15 protein-coding genes are annotated in these 14,900 nt (G+C 62.4%); 13 read left to right on the top strand and 2 right to left on the bottom strand.

Going from position 1 to position 14,900, the window contains the following annotated elements:
• The first annotated feature begins 83 nt into the window (after positions 1-83).
• The 5 genes from rpsK (at position 84) to I554_RS0112040 (ending at position 4,560) form a co-directional block, all read left to right on the top strand.
• Positions 84-473, top strand: a complete 390-nt coding sequence (gene rpsK, locus I554_RS0112060) for a 30S ribosomal protein S11 (RefSeq protein WP_002712278.1) — start codon at positions 84-86, stop codon at positions 471-473.
• A 118-nt stretch (positions 474-591) separates the two neighbouring features.
• Complete coding sequence (locus I554_RS0112055; RefSeq protein WP_029659385.1) at positions 592-1,623, top strand: DNA-directed RNA polymerase subunit alpha; 1,032 nt, start codon at positions 592-594, stop codon at positions 1,621-1,623.
• Between the two features lie 142 nt (positions 1,624-1,765).
• Positions 1,766-2,182, top strand: a complete 417-nt coding sequence (rplQ, locus tag I554_RS0112050) for a 50S ribosomal protein L17 (protein WP_024575013.1) — start codon at positions 1,766-1,768, stop codon at positions 2,180-2,182.
• A 159-nt stretch (positions 2,183-2,341) separates the two neighbouring features.
• Positions 2,342-3,136 (top strand): SDR family oxidoreductase, encoded by a 795-nt coding sequence (locus tag I554_RS0112045; RefSeq protein WP_024575014.1) that lies wholly within the window; start codon positions 2,342-2,344, stop codon positions 3,134-3,136.
• 266 nt (positions 3,137-3,402) lie between these two features.
• Positions 3,403-4,560 carry a prolyl oligopeptidase family serine peptidase gene (locus I554_RS0112040; RefSeq protein ID WP_024575015.1) on the top strand — a complete coding sequence of 386 codons (1,158 nt, stop codon included), beginning with the start codon at positions 3,403-3,405 and terminating at the stop codon, positions 4,558-4,560.
• 3 nt (positions 4,561-4,563) lie between these two features.
• Here I554_RS0112040 and I554_RS0112035 read toward each other — a convergent pair whose 3' ends face one another.
• Complete coding sequence (locus I554_RS0112035) at positions 4,564-5,106, bottom strand: MarR family transcriptional regulator (protein ID WP_024575016.1); 543 nt, start codon at positions 5,104-5,106, stop codon at positions 4,564-4,566.
• 323 nt (positions 5,107-5,429) lie between these two features.
• Here I554_RS0112035 and I554_RS0112030 point away from each other — a divergent pair, with 323 nt between their 5' ends.
• Positions 5,430-6,896: a porin gene (locus I554_RS0112030; RefSeq protein WP_024575017.1), complete on the top strand. Its 1,467-nt coding sequence runs from the start codon at positions 5,430-5,432 to the stop codon at positions 6,894-6,896.
• Positions 6,897-7,260: 364 nt separating this feature from the next.
• On the opposite strand, the gene I554_RS0112025 is transcribed toward I554_RS0112030, so the two are convergent.
• On the bottom strand, positions 7,261-8,274 hold the full coding sequence (locus I554_RS0112025) for a zinc-binding alcohol dehydrogenase family protein (RefSeq protein WP_024575018.1): 1,014 nt from the start codon (positions 8,272-8,274) through the stop codon (positions 7,261-7,263).
• 122 nt (positions 8,275-8,396) lie between these two features.
• On the opposite strand from I554_RS0112025, the gene I554_RS0112020 reads away from it, so the two are divergent.
• From I554_RS0112020 to I554_RS0111990, 7 genes are all read left to right on the top strand, one after another.
• Positions 8,397-8,819, top strand: coding sequence for a helix-turn-helix domain-containing protein (locus tag I554_RS0112020; RefSeq protein ID WP_024575019.1), 423 nt, complete (start codon positions 8,397-8,399; stop codon positions 8,817-8,819).
• Positions 8,820-8,880: 61 nt separating this feature from the next.
• Positions 8,881-10,275, top strand: coding sequence for a Do family serine endopeptidase (locus I554_RS0112015; RefSeq protein ID WP_024575020.1), 1,395 nt, complete (start codon positions 8,881-8,883; stop codon positions 10,273-10,275).
• The gene (locus I554_RS0112010; protein WP_024575021.1) at positions 10,272-11,603 is read left to right on the top strand and encodes a replication-associated recombination protein A; all 1,332 of its coding nucleotides are present in this window, start codon (positions 10,272-10,274) and stop codon (positions 11,601-11,603) included. The genes I554_RS0112015 and I554_RS0112010 overlap by 4 nt, the downstream gene beginning before the upstream one ends.
• Positions 11,600-12,433 carry an arylamine N-acetyltransferase gene (locus I554_RS0112005; protein ID WP_024575022.1) on the top strand — a complete coding sequence of 278 codons (834 nt, stop codon included), beginning with the start codon at positions 11,600-11,602 and terminating at the stop codon, positions 12,431-12,433. The genes I554_RS0112010 and I554_RS0112005 overlap by 4 nt, the downstream gene beginning before the upstream one ends.
• Positions 12,430-13,677, top strand: coding sequence for an RluA family pseudouridine synthase (locus I554_RS0112000; protein WP_024575023.1), 1,248 nt, complete (start codon positions 12,430-12,432; stop codon positions 13,675-13,677). The genes I554_RS0112005 and I554_RS0112000 overlap by 4 nt, the downstream gene beginning before the upstream one ends.
• Before the next feature lie 45 nt (positions 13,678-13,722).
• On the top strand, positions 13,723-14,103 hold the full coding sequence (locus I554_RS0111995; RefSeq protein WP_192817779.1) for a hypothetical protein: 381 nt from the start codon (positions 13,723-13,725) through the stop codon (positions 14,101-14,103).
• A 9-nt stretch (positions 14,104-14,112) separates the two neighbouring features.
• Positions 14,113-14,886 (top strand): ATP12 family protein, encoded by a 774-nt coding sequence (locus I554_RS0111990; protein ID WP_024575025.1) that lies wholly within the window; start codon positions 14,113-14,115, stop codon positions 14,884-14,886.
• Positions 14,887-14,900 lie beyond the last annotated feature (14 nt).

Below are 14,900 nucleotides of genomic sequence, written 5' to 3'. Positions count from 1 at the left end.
CCGGCTCGCGAGGGCCGGATGATCACCTGAAATTCCCCAGCGTCTGGAATCACGGACGCGCTTGAAGGAAGAGAAGAGACCAAATGGCTAAAGATGCTACCCGCGTACGTCGCCGTGAACGCAAGAACATCGCATCCGGCATCGCGCACGTAAATTCGTCGTTCAACAACACCACCATCACCATCACCGACGCGCAGGGCAACACCATTGCCTGGTCGTCGGCTGGAACGATGGGCTTCAAGGGATCGCGCAAGTCGACTCCGTACGCGGCTCAGGTTGCCGCCGAAGACGTGTCGAAGAAGGCGCAGGAACACGGCATGCGCACGCTGGAAGTCGAAGTCGCGGGTCCGGGTTCGGGCCGTGAATCGGCTCTGCGCGCATTGCAGGCCGCGGGCTTCACCGTCACCTCGATCCGTGACGTGACCACGATCCCGCACAACGGTTGCCGTCCGCGCAAGCGCCGGCGCGTCTGATTGTTTGGACTGCCGCGGGCGATATGCGCCCGCGTTGTTTTTGAGATGCGATGACGCGGCCATTGTTTAAGAACGGTGCCCGCGCCGCCAGACCTCCAACGCCAGTGATTTTGATGGCATGGGTGAACAAGTGACGATCCAGAAAAATTGGCAAGAACTCATTCGTCCGAACAAGCTCAACGTGACGCCTGGTTCGGATCCGACCCGTTTCGCAACCGTCGTCGCAGAGCCGCTCGAGCGCGGCTTCGGCCAGACCCTCGGCAACGCGCTGCGCCGCGTGCTGCTGTCATCGCTGCAGGGCGCTGCCGTGCAGTCGGTCCACATCGACGGCGTGCTGCATGAATTCTCCTCGATTGCCGGCGTGCGCGAGGACGTGACCGACATCGTGCTGAACGTGAAGGATATCTCGATCAAGATGCAGGGCGAAGGCCCGAAGCGCATGGTCGTGAAGAAGTCGGGTCCGGGCGTCGTCACCGCCGGTGACATCCAGACCGTCGGCGATGTCCTCGTTCTGAACCCCGAGCTCCAGATCTGCACCCTCGACGAGGGCGCTGAAATCCGCATGGAGTTCACCGTGAACTCCGGCAAGGGCTACGTCGCTGCCGAGCGCAACCGTCCGGAAGACGCGCCGATCGGCCTGATCCCGGTCGACAGCCTGTTCTCGCCGGTCCGCAAGGTGTCCTACAAGGTCGAGAACACCCGCGAAGGCCAGATCCTCGACTACGACAAGCTGACGCTGACCATTGAAACCAACGGCGCGATTTCGCCGGACGACGCGCTCGCTTACTCGGCGCGCATCCTGCAGGATCAGCTCAACGTGTTCGTCAACTTCGAGGAGCCCCGCAAGGAGGTTGCCGCCGAGATCATTCCGGATCTCGCCTTCAACCCTGCGTTCCTCAAGAAGGTCGACGAACTCGAACTGTCGGTTCGTTCGGCCAACTGCCTGAAGAACGACAACATCGTCTACATCGGCGACCTCGTGCAGAAGTCGGAAGCGGAAATGCTCCGCACTCCGAACTTCGGCCGCAAGTCGCTGAACGAAATCAAGGAAGTGCTGGCCCAGATGGGTCTGCACCTCGGCATGGAAGTGCCCGGCTGGCCGCCGGAGAACATCGACGAGCTGGCCAAGCGCTTCGAGGATCACTACTGAGCGAAATAACGTGATGGCCGGCGAAAGCGCGAAGCGCGTCTTCTCGTCAAGTGTCCGGCCGACACGTTGGGCGAACGCAGGCAGCCCACCTGAGCAACATGTCCGACGAACCGTCGCGGCAACTGAATAGAGGACTATCATCATGCGTCACGGCAAGGTTCATCGGAAGCTCAACCGCACCGCGGAGCATCGCAAGGCGATGTTCGCCAACATGTGCGCCGCGCTGATCAACCACGAGCAGATCGTGACCACTCTCCCGAAGGCGAAGGAGCTTCGCCCGATCGTCGAGAAGCTGGTTACGCTCGGCAAGAAGGGCGGTCTAGCGCTGCGCCGTCAGGCGATCGGCGAGATGCGCGATGTCGATCAGGTCAAGAAGCTGTTCGACGTTCTGGCGCCTCGCTACAAGGATCGTCAGGGCGGTTACACCCGCATCATCAAGGCCGGCTTCCGCTACGGCGACAATGCGCCGATGGCCGTGATCGAGTTCGTCGACCGCGACGTCGATGCCAAGGGTCAGGATTCGGGTCCGGTGCAGGAAACAGCGTCGGAAGCGGCGTAAGCCTCATCCCTTCGAGAATTCAAAAGCGGCGCCTTGTGCGCCGCTTTTTTATTGCGTGGATGTTTCCTCAAGGGACACGATGCCATGAATCGGCGGACACGCGCGGGGACTGGCCTGTGAGCGCTGCTGCACCTACCTGAACCGGACAGGAGCAAACACATGAAAATCGATCTCTCAGGCACTACCGCAATCGTAACCGGCTCGACCGGAGGCATCGGGCTGGCTATCGCCCGTGGACTGGCCGGCAGCGGCGCCAGCGTCGTGGTCAACGGCCGCACCCAGGCCAAGGCGGACGCGGCGGCAGCGGCCATCGTCAAGGCGGTGCCGGGCGCCAAGGCGCGGGGCGTCGCAGCGGACGTGTCCACCGCCGAGGGCTGCGCCAGGCTTGTCGCTGCGGTTCCGGATGCCGATATTCTCATCAACAACGCAGGCATCTTCGAACCGAAGGACTTTTTCGATATTCCCGATGCGGACTGGACCCGTTTTTTCGAGGTCAACGTGATGTCCGGTGTGCGGCTGTCGCGCGCCTACATGCCCGGAATGCTGAAGCGCAACTGGGGCCGCATCGTTTTCATCTCGTCGGAATCCGGCCTGAACATTCCAAAGGAAATGATCCAGTACGGCGTCAGCAAGACCGCGCAGCTTGCCGTCTCGCGCGGGCTCGCGGAACTGACCAAGGGCACCAACGTCACGGTCAACTCGGTGCTTCCGGGGCCGACCATGTCGGAAGGTGTCGAGACGTTCGTGAAGGATCTGGCGAAGCAGAACGGCCAGTCGGTGGACGAGGCGGCCTCGCAGTTCGTCAAGCAGCACCGCGGAACGTCATTGATCCAGCGATTCGCGAGCGTCGACGAGATCGCCAACATGGTGGTCTATGTCAGTTCGCGCGAAGCGTCGGCCACCAACGGCGCGGCGTTGCGCGCCGAAGGCGGCATCATCCAGACCATTGCGTGAGCCACCGTCGCGATGCGGGCGAATGATTCCCGATTTGCGGGATCATTCAGAAAGATATTCTCCCGAGACGTCGTGTCGCACGCCTAAACCATGCGAATAGCGGCGTTGTCACACGACTGTAACGTCACTGTCGCATTAATGCGGCCATGCTCATGGCTGCAATGCAACAGGCTGGCTCGTCTTGTCCGCGACATTTGTCGCTTTAAATCAAGCGAATACGGCACGACTTTCAATGATCGGCTGACGTCATCGTGTGGACGACTGTTTTGGATGAAAAACCCGCCAACCTCCTGTCTCCTCGTTTCGAGCCGGGCGGCTGGATGCAGTGGCCCGACAACGAGGATTACAGCCTTCAGTTCATGCGCGTGCTGGGGTCTGCGCAGGAGGGCGGCAGCACGGTTTCGGAATGCTTCCTGACGGCGGGCCGTATCGCAGCCGGCGATGACGAGAGCTGGTACCGCGCCTGGAAGGCGATTGCCGACATCAACAAGGAGCGGGGCGACCTCGCCCAGGCGGCCGGAAACATTCCGTCCGCCCGCAGCAACTGGCTCCGGGCATCGAACTACTACCGGACATCGGAAGTCTTTCTGAAGCTGGATGACGTCCGGCGCGGGGAAGCGCTGGAGCAGATGCGGACCTGCTCGCATCGAGTGGTCACGCATCAGCCGCAGGGAGGCGAACTTGTTCGCATTCCCTGTTTCGAGAGCGGCTACGTCGAAGCCTATTATTTGCCGGCGCCCGGTTCGGATTCGCGGAAGCCCGCCGTTGTCTGCGTCGGCGGGCCGGGACATTTCAAGGACGAGCATCTGCATACGTTGCTGCGGCAGGCCCATGCGCGAGGACTGTCGCTGCTGCTGGCCGACCTGCCGGGGCAGGGCGCATCGCCCAGAATCAAGGGGCTGGTGCGCTATGAAATCGAAACGGCGATCAGTTGCTGCGTGGATTACCTGATCGCGCGCGGCGACGTCGACGAGCGGCGGATCGCGATTTTCGGCGACGGTCTCGGCGCCGCCTTTGCGTCACGCGCAGCCGATCTCGACGACCGGTTTGCCGCCGCTGTTTGCGATGCCGGCATGTGGGACATGCATGAGCGCGTGATTGCCGAGCAATGGATGTCAGGCGACGACGGCAAGGACGCCATTGGCGAAGAGATCCGCAGAATGCAGCGTCATGGCGGCGTCACGAGCATCAAGTGTCCGATCCTCATGACGTTCGGGGAGCACGACTGGCTCGACATCCGCCATGCCAACAAGCTGTGCGATGCGCTGAGGGAAGAGGGCGCGGACGTGACGCTGAAGGTCTTCTCCGCCACTGAAACGGCTGCGGCTCACGGGCAGACCGACAATCCCACTATCGGCCGCGAATACATCTTCGACTGGATTTCGGCACGGTTCGCCATCGCTGCTGTGCCGTTAAGCGCGTGAGCGTCACAGCTCCGCGGCGAGCACCTGCGCGGCCTTCGCGACGCGCTCTTTCATCGTTGAGAGTTTGGCGTTCAGGTCGCGCATCGTCTGATCGGAGAAATCCGCATAGACGAGATTGTCGGCGACGACCTGCCGCGAATAGAGATTCGCGATCTGCTTGTGCGCCTTGTCGGTCAGCGACATCAGAACGACTCGCGCATCTTCCTTCGATGCGACACGGCGCATGAAGCCGTGCTTCTCCAGGCTTTTCGTCTGGGTGGTCACGAACGACGGATCGACATGAAGCTTTGTCGAGACCTCGCGGACGGAAATTCCCTTGCCCTGGTCGAGATCGTTCACCGCCATCAGGATCAGCCACTGCGGACAGGTGATGTCCAGCATGCGCGCCCAGATGGAGCGAACTTCTTCAAGGTGGGTGTTGATTGAAATGATATTCCAGACGAACTCGCGAAGCAGGGCGTCATCGAGTCCGCGTCCGTGCGCGTTGCGCGGATCGGCAAGATGACCGGTAGATGAAAGTTTCTTGGCGGGAGTTCTGCCGGCCATTCAAATCTGCCTTGCGCGAGGAATGTAGGAAATTATGTCAGCATTTGCCTCTTTGCAATCGCTGCGCGTGTCATCCAGCTGACATGATGTTGCGGAGAAAGCACATGATCCTGGTCAAATAAAAGCATGAGTAAATCAATTATTGTAATCACCTGATCCTTGAAGGCATTGTCGCCCTGTCAGCCGGAGACGTCGGGTGACTCGTTGGTGGCATTGCCCGGAAGGCAAGGCACCCGGCGGTAAGCGGGGATCAAGGGGCTGATTGGGGTGGCTAGCGCCACGGGAAGCGGACCTTTCCTCAATTGAACAATTTTGGAGGTTTTATGAGCAAGATTAAGAGCCTTATCCTGGGTTCGGCGGCCGTACTGGCTGCTGCCTCGGGTGCACAGGCGGCTGATCTTCCCGTCAAGGCGAAAGCGGTCCAGTACGTGAAGATCTGCTCCCTGTATGGAGCTGGTTTCTACTACATCCCTGGCACCGACACCTGCATCAAGCTGGGCGGCTACGTTCAGCTCGACGTGACACTCAACGGCAGCGCCCACGGCCAGCCGGCCTGGAACAACAGCGCCAACACCGGCCTGCAGAACCGGTCGTCGGACGCTTTCGTCACCCGCACCCGCGCTCAGCTCAACATCGACACCCGCACCGCGAGCGAGTGGGGTGTTGTCCGCACCTACTGGGCGAGCAACTTCCAGCACACCTCGGGTGACGGTCCGTCATCCGGCGTCCTCACGATGGACTACGGCTTCGTTCAGTTCGCCGGCTTCACCTTCGGTAAGGCCGTCTCGGTGTTCCAGACCCCATGGGGCGCGAACCCGGTCAACGTGAACACCTCCAACCTGATCGGCGGCTACGACAACTCCACCGGCATCACCCAGGTTGCCTACACCTGGCAGTTCGGTAACGGTCTGTCGGCGTCGGTCGCTGTTGAAGACAACCGCGTCATCAACCGCGCTCCGCTCTACAACGGTGCGGTTATCCCGGGCAACGCGACCCTGTTCACGGGTGCTTTCGCCAACGCTGCTGGCGGCCAGGTTTCGCCTGACTTCGTCGGCAACATCCGCCTCGACCAGGCTGCCTTCACCGCCCAGCTGTCGGGTGGCGTGCACAACATCCACGCTGGCTACTACGGCACGACCGAGCCGACCGGCCATCCGAGCGATGAATGGGGCTTCGCGATCCAGGGCGGCATTCAGCTGAAGAACCTGCCGACCGGACCGGGCGACAAGCTGTCGTTCAGCGCGATCTACACCGACGGCGCTCCGAAGTATGTGATCGGCGGCACCACCGGCAACAGCTTCGATGCCTTCAACAACGAGGGTGCCAGCCCGGCGTTCTATCAGTCGTTCGCTGTGGCGACGCTGCTCGACGGCGTCTACACCACCGGCGGCTCGATCCAGAAGACCAAGGTCTGGGGCGTGCAGGGCGGCTTCGAGCACAACTGGAGCCCTGAGTGGCAGACCGGCGTGTTCGGCAGCTACACCAACGTCGACTACAACGACACGGCGTCGGCGATCCTGCTTACCGGTTACGCTCCTGCGCTCGTCGCGGGCAGCACCTTCAACCCGGACTTCAAGATCTGGCAGGTCGGTTCGCGCACCGCGTGGACTCCGGTCAAGAACCTGACGCTCTCGGGCGAAGTGCTCTACACCACGATCGACCAGAGCAGCACCGGCGGCGTCACCGCCACTGCTGCCGGCAACGCCGGTCTCTTCAAGCCAGCTGGCGCTTACGAGTTCAAGGATCAGGGCATCCTGTCCGGCAGCTTCCGCGTCCGCCGCACCTGGTAATCGCCTGACGGCGACTATCACCTGAACAAAGAAACCCCGGCAGGAAACTGCCGGGGTTTTTCTCTTGCGCATCGGAAGCGGAAACTGTTTGCGGGATGACCATGTCTGAGCTGAGGCGGGCGCAGCGCGATTGCCGAGATCGAACAAACAGATGCCGCGTCGCACACGCAAACGTGAGGGGAGATATGCATTCCGATTGTTTGACTAAATAAGGTAATTGAGGCATGTTCCAGTCACAGCGCGACGATCAAGTCGTCGCTGCTTGATTGCGGATACACCAGTTTTTCTCAGAAAATCTCCCGACCTCCGGCAATGCCCTGCCGGAGGTTTTTATTTTGAGTGACAGGAAGACGCGCTGTGCGCGTTACCAGCCTTCCAGCACCAGCTTGCCGGTGGAGCGTCCGCCTTCCAGCAGCGCGTGGGCCTGCTTGAGATTCGCCGCGTTGATCTTGCCGAGCACCTTGTCGAGCGTGGTGCGCAGCACGCCGTTGTCGATCAGGCTGGCGACGTCATCCAGCAGCTTGTGCTGCGCGATCATGTCGTCGGTCTGGAACGATGAGCGCGTGAACATCGATTCCCAGTGCAGCGACACCGCCTTGCCTTTGAGGAGATTGACGTTGAGCGTCGCCGGATCGTCGATCAGCCCGATCTTGCCTTGCGGGGCGACGACGTCGGCAAGTGCCGCGAAGTGCTGGTCGGTGTTGGTGAGGGCCGCGATCAGCGCAACTGGCGGGATTTTCAGCGCGGCGATCTGATCCTTCATCGGCTTCGAATGATCGATCACATGGTGTGCGCCGAGTTCAAGGCACCATTTGCAGGATTCGGGACGTGACGCGGTGGCGACGACGGTGAGACCGGTGAGCCGCCGCGCGAGCTGAATCAGGATCGAACCGACGCCGCCGGCGCCGCCGATGATCAGCAGCGTGCGCGGATCGACGCTCTTGCCCGGTGCAACGCCGAGGCGATCGAACAGCAGCTCCCATGCCGTGATGGAGGTCAGGGGCAGGGCGGCCGACTGCGCGAATGACAGCGTCTTCGGTTTGTGGCCGACGATCCGCTCATCCACGAGATGAAATTCCGAATTGGTGCCCTGGCGCTGGATCGAGCCGGCGTACCAGACCTCGTCGCCCGGCTTGAACAGCGATACATCGGGGCCGACAGCGTCGATCACACCAGCGGCATCGAAGCCGAGAATCTTGGTCTCGCCTGCGGGCGGTTCTGCGCGCTTGCGGACCTTGTAGTCCACAGGGTTGGCGGAAATCGCCTTCACCGCGACGCGGATGTCGCGTCCTGTCGGTTCGGGCTTCGCGATCTCGAAATCGAACAGCGCCTCTGCCGCATCGATCGGCAGTGACTTCTTGTAACCTACGGCCTTCATTGTTCTTGCTCCATCTGGACCATTGTGGTCGCCGCGACTTACCTGTCGCGCTTAAGCCATGTTTGCAAGTACTGTCATTTCAGGGATATAGTCACCGTTCGGATACTATTGGAATTCACCCCATGAAACGACAGGATTTCGGCTGCGCTCCGGGCTGTTCGGTTGAGGTCACGCTCGATCTGATCGACGGCAAGTGGAAGGGCGTCATTCTCTATCATCTGCAGGAGGGACGGCTGCGTTTCGGCGAACTGCGCAAGAAGCTGCCCCGCATCACCCAGCGGATGCTGACCAAGCAGCTTCGGGCCCTTGAGGAGGATGACCTGATCGTCCGCAAGGTGTATGCGGAGGTTCCGCCCCGGGTGGACTATGAACTCTCCGAGACGGGCCAGCGGCTGCGGCCGGTGATTGATGCACTCAAGGCGTGGGGCGATGCAAATCGCACCCGGGTCGATGCCGCATTGGAAAACAAGGCTGCGGGAGCAAAGAAGACCCAACCACAATCGGACGCTGCATCGCGTTCCCCGAAGCGGCCCAAGGCGGCGTGACACCGTCTCCTGCTGCACCGGGCGCGACTACATCTTTGACATCAAGTTCAGGATTGCTTTCATGACCGTTATCCGTGCGCTTTCCGCGCTTATCGTTTCGTCCGTCCTTGCCGCACCAGCGCTGGCGCAGGATCGCGTCGTTCCGCAATCGCCTGCGCAGCTTCGCTTCTCTTATTCGCCGATCGTTCAGCGCGTACAGCCGGCAGTGGTGAACGTCTACGCCGCCAAGATCGTGCAGAACCGCAACCCGCTGCTCGACGATCCGGTGTTTCGCCGTTTCTTCGGCGTGCCGGGCAATCAGCCGGAACAGATGCAGCGCTCGCTCGGCTCGGGCGTCATGGTCGATGCGTCGGGTCTCGTGGTCACCAACAACCACGTTATCGAAGGCGCGGATCAGGTGAAGGTCTCGCTCTCCGACAAGCGCGAGTTCGAGGCCGAGATCGTGCTGAAGGACAGCCGCACCGATCTGGCGGTGCTGCGCCTGAAGGATACCAAGGAAAAATTCCCGGTGCTCGAGTTCTCGAACTCCGACGATGCGCTGGTCGGCGACGTGGTGATCGCCATCGGCAATCCGTTCGGCGTGGGACAGACGGTGACCCATGGCATCATCTCGGCGCTGGCGCGCACGCAGGTCGGCATCACCGACTATCAGTTCTTCATCCAGACCGACGCGGCGATCAATCCCGGCAACTCCGGCGGAGCATTGGTGGACATGACCGGCAAGCTCGTCGGCGTGAATACCGCGATCTTCTCGCGCTCAGGCGGCTCGCAGGGCATCGGCTTTGCAATTCCGGCCAACATGGTGCGCGTTGTCGTCGCCTCGGCGAAGGGCGGCGGCAGTGCGGTGAAGCGTCCGTGGCTCGGTGCACGCCTGCAGGCGGTGACGCCGGAGATCGCCGAGACGCTCGGGCTGAAGCGTCCGACTGGCGCGCTGGTGGCGAACATCTCCGAGGGGAGTCCGTCAGCGAGGGCCGGACTGAAGCTGTCGGATCTCATCGTATCCATCGACGGCCAGATCGTCGACGATCCGAATGCGTTTGACTATCGCTTCGCGACACGTCCGCTCGGCGGCACGGCCCAGGTCGAAGTGCTGCGCGGCGGCAAGCCGCTGAAGCTTGCGATCGCGCTGGAAACTGCGCCGGACACCGGCCGCGACGAACTCGTCATTAAAGCGCGTTCGCCGTTCCAGGGTGCGAAGATCGCCAACATCTCGCCGGCGCTGGCGGACGAGCTGAAGCTCGACAGCAGCATCGAGGGCGTGGTCGTGACCGATTTGCCCGACGATGCCATCGCGGCGAATGTCGGATTCAAGAAGGGCGACGTGATCGCCGTCGTGAACGGTCAGAAGATCGGCCGGACCAGGGATCTCAACAAGCTCGCCACCGAAGGCTCGCGACTCTGGCGTATCACCGTGATCCGCGGCGGCCAGCAATTGTCCGTTGTGCTCGGGGGATGAGTCCGAAGCGACCACAGCCTTCTGCGAACCTCTTCGCCGCAGCCGGCATGGAGCAGGACGCACCGCGTCCGCTTCCTGACAAGCTGCGGCCGAGGACGCTCGCCGATGTGGTCGGGCAGGATCACATCCTTGGACCTGATGGTGCGCTGACGCGGATGCTGGAGACGCGCACGCTGGGCTCGCTGGTGTTCTGGGGCCCGCCGGGCACCGGCAAGACCACGGTGGCGCGTCTTCTGGCCGATGCGACCGAACTGGAGTTCGAGCAGATCTCCGCGGTGTTCTCGGGCGTCGCCGATCTGAAAAGAGCATTCGATGCCGCGCGTGCCCGCCGCGAGATGGGCAAGGGCACGTTGCTGTTCGTGGACGAGGTGCATCGCTTCAACCGCGCGCAGCAGGATTCGTTTCTGCCGGTGATGGAAGACGGAACGGTGGTGCTGGTCGGCGCCACCACCGAAAATCCGTCGTTCGAACTCAACGCGGCGCTTCTGTCGCGCGCGCGGGTGCTGGTGTTCCAGTCGCTCGATGTTGCTGCAGTGGAAAAGCTTTATGCCCGCGCGGAAGCGGTTGAAGGCAGGAAGCTGCCCCTCGACGCTGAAGCCCGCGCCGCGCTGGTGCGGATGGCCGATGGCGACGGGCGCGCCGCGCTCACGCTGGCGGAAGAAGTCTGGCGCGCCGCGCGCAGGGACGAGATTTTCAACGCCGCGCAGTTGCAGGAGATTCTCCAGCGCCGCGCGCCGATCTACGATAAGTCCGCTGACGGTCATTACAACCTGATCTCGGCGCTGCATAAGTCCGTGCGCGGCTCAGATCCCGATGCCGCACTCTATTATCTCGCGCGCATGCTGGACGCGGGCGAAGATCCGCTGTTTCTGGCGCGGCGTGTGGTGCGCATGGCGGTGGAGGACATCGGCCTGGCGGATCCGCAGGCGCTGGCGATCTGCAACGCCGCCAAGGACGCCTATGATTTCCTCGGCTCTCCCGAGGGCGAACTCGCCATCGCGCAGGCGGTGATCTATCTCGCGACCGCGCCGAAATCGAATGCGGGCTATATGGCGTACAAGGCTGCGATGCGCACGGCAAAGGAGGGCGGCTCGCTGCTGCCGCCGAAGCATATTCTCAATTCGCCGACCAAGCTGATGAAGTCCGAAGGCTACGGCGGCGGATACGAATACGATCACGATGCGCCGGACGCTTTCTCGGGGCAGGATTACTTCCCGGAAGCGCTCGGCCGCCAGACGTTCTACGATCCGCCGGACCGTGGCTTCGAGCGGGAGATTCGCAAGCGGCTCGATTACTGGGCAAAACTGAGGAAGGACCGCAACGCTTGACGGATTTCAACGTCGATCTGGACGCCTATTTTGCGCGCATCGGCTACGATGGCCCACGCACGCCGACGCTTGAGGTTCTGAAGCGCATTATTCTGTCGCATCAGCGCGCCATCACCTTTGAGAATCTCGATTCGTTTTCCGGCGCGCCGGTGGTGATCGACCCGGCGGCTATCGAGAAGAAAATCGTTCGCAGCGGGCGTGGCGGATATTGCCACGAGCAGAACCAGTATCTGCGTCTTGTTCTCAAGGCGCTCGGCTACGATGCGCGTTTGAGGATGGCGCGGGTGCGCTGGATGCAGCCGCCGGAAGCGATGCCGCAGCGTGGTCACATGACGCTGAATGTCGCCGTCGACGGCAAATGGTATCTCGGCGACGTGGCATTCGGGGCGATGACGCCGACCGCGCCGCTGCGCCTCGATACGACAGAAGAGCAGGTGACGCCGCATCAATCCTATCGTCTCGTTCCCATCGGCGACTCGCTTCATCTGGAAGTGAAACTCGGCGAACACTGGCGTCCGGTCTACAGCTTCGACAGTGTTGATTACTATCCGGTCGACTTTCAGGCCGCGAACTGGCTGGTTTCGACCTATCCGGAATCGGAGTTCGTGCGAAATCTGGTCGTGGCACGTCCGACGGCTGATCGCCGTCAGATTCTCAACAACACGCAGCTTTCGATCCGCCATCCCGATGGCAAGGTGGACAAGAGAGCATTGGCCAGCGTGCAAGAACTGCGTTCCACGCTGACGGACATGTTTGGAATCACATTGCCTGCTAGTATGAAAGTGGATGCAGCCCTTGAGGGGCTGTTCAAGGCCGAGGGCCGAGCATGAGCCGCCGTTTCAGAAAACCGCTGGAAAAGAAATCCGTGCGTGAGGACCGCAAGGGCGACAAGCGCGGTGCCGCGAAGCGTGGCTCAGGGAAATCTGCATCGGGCAAGCCCGGTTCAGGCAAACCGTCGTTCGGCGAGCGCGGATCGGAGAAGCGCGGTCCGGCGTCCGCAGGCAAGTTTGCGTCGCGTCCGCCGATGCGTGAAGCGCGTCCCGAGCCGGTCAGGGAAGAGAAGCCCGCGCCGCCGCCGTTGCCGACGAAGGTGCAGACCGTTGTCGTCACGGCCGACGAAAACAACATGCGTGTGGATCGCTTCCTCGAGCATCGCTTCCCCGGCCTGTCGTTCTCCCATATCCAGCGCATCGTCCGCAAAGGCGAGTTGCGCATCAACGGCAAGCGTGCGGACAGCAAGGACCGGCTGGAAGAAGGTCAAAGCGTGCGCATTCCGCCGCTAAAGCTCGATGCACCGAAGGCCGGCGGCGAATTGTCCGAAGCCGCGAGCAAGACGCTCGACGAATTGCGCAAGATGATCCTGTTCGAGGACGATGACCTGATGGTGCTCAACAAGCCCGCCGGTCTCGCGGTGCAGGGCGGTTCGGGCATGACCAAGCATGTCGACCAGATGCTGGAAGCGATGCGCGACGCCAAGGGACAGAAGCCGCGTCTGGTCCATCGTCTCGACCGCGAAACGTCCGGCTGTCTTTTGATCGCCAAGACGCGCTTTGCGGCGAGCGCGCTGACCGGTTCGTTCCGCCATCGTTCCGCGCGCAAGATCTACTGGGCGCTGGTGGCGGGTGTGCCGAAGCCGAAGCAGGGACGCATCTCGACCTATCTCGCGAAGGAAGAGAGCGAGGAAGATTCCATCATGCGCGTCGCAGCGCATGGCGACGAGGGCGCTGCGCACGCCGTGACGTACTACGCGGTGGTCGAAGCCTCGGCGCAGAAGCTGGCCTGGGTCTCGCTGAAGCCGGTGACCGGGCGCACCCATCAGTTGCGTGCGCACATGGCGCATATCGATCACGCCATCGTGGGCGATCCGAAATACTTCAACAAGGAAAACTGGGAGCTGCCCGGCGGTATCCAGAAGCGGCTGCATCTTCTGGCGCGGCGGATCGTGATCCCGCATCCGCGCGGTGGATTCATTGACGTGACTGCGCCCTTGCCACCGCACATGCTGCAATCGTGGAACCTGCTCGGCCTCGAGGCCGACCGTTTCGATCCGATTGAGAACGCTCCGGAGGAGTGATCACGCGAGGGTGATGCTCTTGCCGCTGATGTCCGGGGTAACGATATGATCGTGATGAAGAGAACCGCATTCGCAATCGTGCTCGCGCTGTCCGCGCCTGTGTCCGGCGGCGCGCAGGCGCAGCTCTATCCGCCGGGTGGTGTCGGCGCGCAGCCTGTCATTCCGTTCCCGGTCGCACCGCCGGCGCCTCCGCCGCCGCCGATCGTGGTGCCAACCGTGCCGCAGATGAATTCGCCGCCGCCGTTCGCATTGCAGAACACGACGCCGGGTGTGGTGACGCAGGACACGCCGCCGAAACCGGTGCTGAAGCGCGATCGCCGTCCGTCATTCAGCGACCGCGTCGCGCGCTGTCTTGACGACGGCGCGGCGTGGGGGCTTAACCCAAATCAGCGCGCGGCCTATTCGCGCCAGTGCGCGAACCAGTAGAGTAGACGGATGCGCGAACTGTTCGATGAGGTTGCCGGCAAGTCACCGCTCGATCCGCGCGAGGCTTCGCGCAAGTCGTCGCGCACGCCGCTGCGCAAGCGCTTCTATACCAGCGCGGGTGTGGCCGAAGGGCCTGACGGTTTTGGGGTGACGCTCGACGGCAAGCCGATCCGGACGCCGGGGCGCAATCCGCTGGCTGCGCCGACGCGTGATCTCGCCGAGGCGATGGCGGCGGAGTGGGATACGCAGAAGGACGACATCGATCCGATGGCGATGCCGCTGACGCGCCTCGCCAACAGCGTGATTGATGGCGTCGCCGGAAACGTGCAGGCCGTGGCCGACAATGCTGCGAAATACTTCGAGACCGATCTTTTGTTCTACCGCGCCGGTTTTCCCGACGCGCTGATCGCGCGGCAGGCCGAACACTGGGACCCGGTGCTGCGCTGGGCCGCCGATGATCTTGGCGCGCATTTCATTCTCGCCGAGGGCGTGATCCATGTGGCGCAGCCGGAAACGGCCGTTGCTGCTGTGCGCAGTGCGCTGCCGACGGATGCGTGGCCGGTCGGCGCCTTCCATGTCGCAACCACACTGACCGGCTCGGCGCTGCTCGCGCTGGCGCTCAAACACGGCGTGCTGGATGCGGCGCAGGTCTGGGCGGCTGCCCATGTGGACGAGGACTGGAATCGCGAGAAGTGGGGCGCGGACGAGGAAGTCGACGCCCGGCGCGCATCGAAGTTCAGGGATTTCGAGGCCGCCGCGAAGGTATTGAAGGCGCTTCCTTAACGCATAAGCCTCTC

The organism is Afipia sp. OHSU_II-C1 (assembly GCF_000497575.1).
Lineage (GTDB): Bacteria > Pseudomonadota > Alphaproteobacteria > Rhizobiales > Xanthobacteraceae > Afipia.
Note: the sequence above shows the minus strand (reverse complement) of the source record. Positions and strands in the feature narration are given on the sequence as shown.

Excerpts from the sequence above, each read along its gene's own strand:
- I554_RS0112055 (WP_029659385.1), top strand. The coding sequence starts at position 592 with ATGGGTGAACAAGTGACGATCCAGAAAAATTGGCAAGAACTCATTCGT.
- I554_RS0112025 (WP_024575018.1), bottom strand. The coding sequence starts at position 8,274 with ATGAAGGCCGTAGGTTACAAGAAGTCACTGCCGATCGATGCGGCAGAG.
- I554_RS0112000 (WP_024575023.1), top strand. The coding sequence starts at position 12,430 with ATGAGCCGCCGTTTCAGAAAACCGCTGGAAAAGAAATCCGTGCGTGAG.
- rpsK (WP_002712278.1), top strand. The coding sequence starts at position 84 with ATGGCTAAAGATGCTACCCGCGTACGTCGCCGTGAACGCAAGAACATC.
- I554_RS0112045 (WP_024575014.1), top strand. The coding sequence starts at position 2,342 with ATGAAAATCGATCTCTCAGGCACTACCGCAATCGTAACCGGCTCGACC.
- I554_RS0112030 (WP_024575017.1), top strand. The coding sequence starts at position 5,430 with ATGAGCAAGATTAAGAGCCTTATCCTGGGTTCGGCGGCCGTACTGGCT.
- I554_RS0111995 (WP_192817779.1), top strand. The coding sequence starts at position 13,723 with ATGATCGTGATGAAGAGAACCGCATTCGCAATCGTGCTCGCGCTGTCC.
- I554_RS0112010 (WP_024575021.1), top strand. The coding sequence starts at position 10,272 with ATGAGTCCGAAGCGACCACAGCCTTCTGCGAACCTCTTCGCCGCAGCC.
- I554_RS0112020 (WP_024575019.1), top strand. The coding sequence starts at position 8,397 with ATGAAACGACAGGATTTCGGCTGCGCTCCGGGCTGTTCGGTTGAGGTC.
- I554_RS0112035 (WP_024575016.1), bottom strand. The coding sequence starts at position 5,106 with ATGGCCGGCAGAACTCCCGCCAAGAAACTTTCATCTACCGGTCATCTT.
- I554_RS0112015 (WP_024575020.1), top strand. The coding sequence starts at position 8,881 with ATGACCGTTATCCGTGCGCTTTCCGCGCTTATCGTTTCGTCCGTCCTT.
- rplQ (WP_024575013.1), top strand. The coding sequence starts at position 1,766 with ATGCGTCACGGCAAGGTTCATCGGAAGCTCAACCGCACCGCGGAGCAT.
- I554_RS0111990 (WP_024575025.1), top strand. The coding sequence starts at position 14,113 with ATGCGCGAACTGTTCGATGAGGTTGCCGGCAAGTCACCGCTCGATCCG.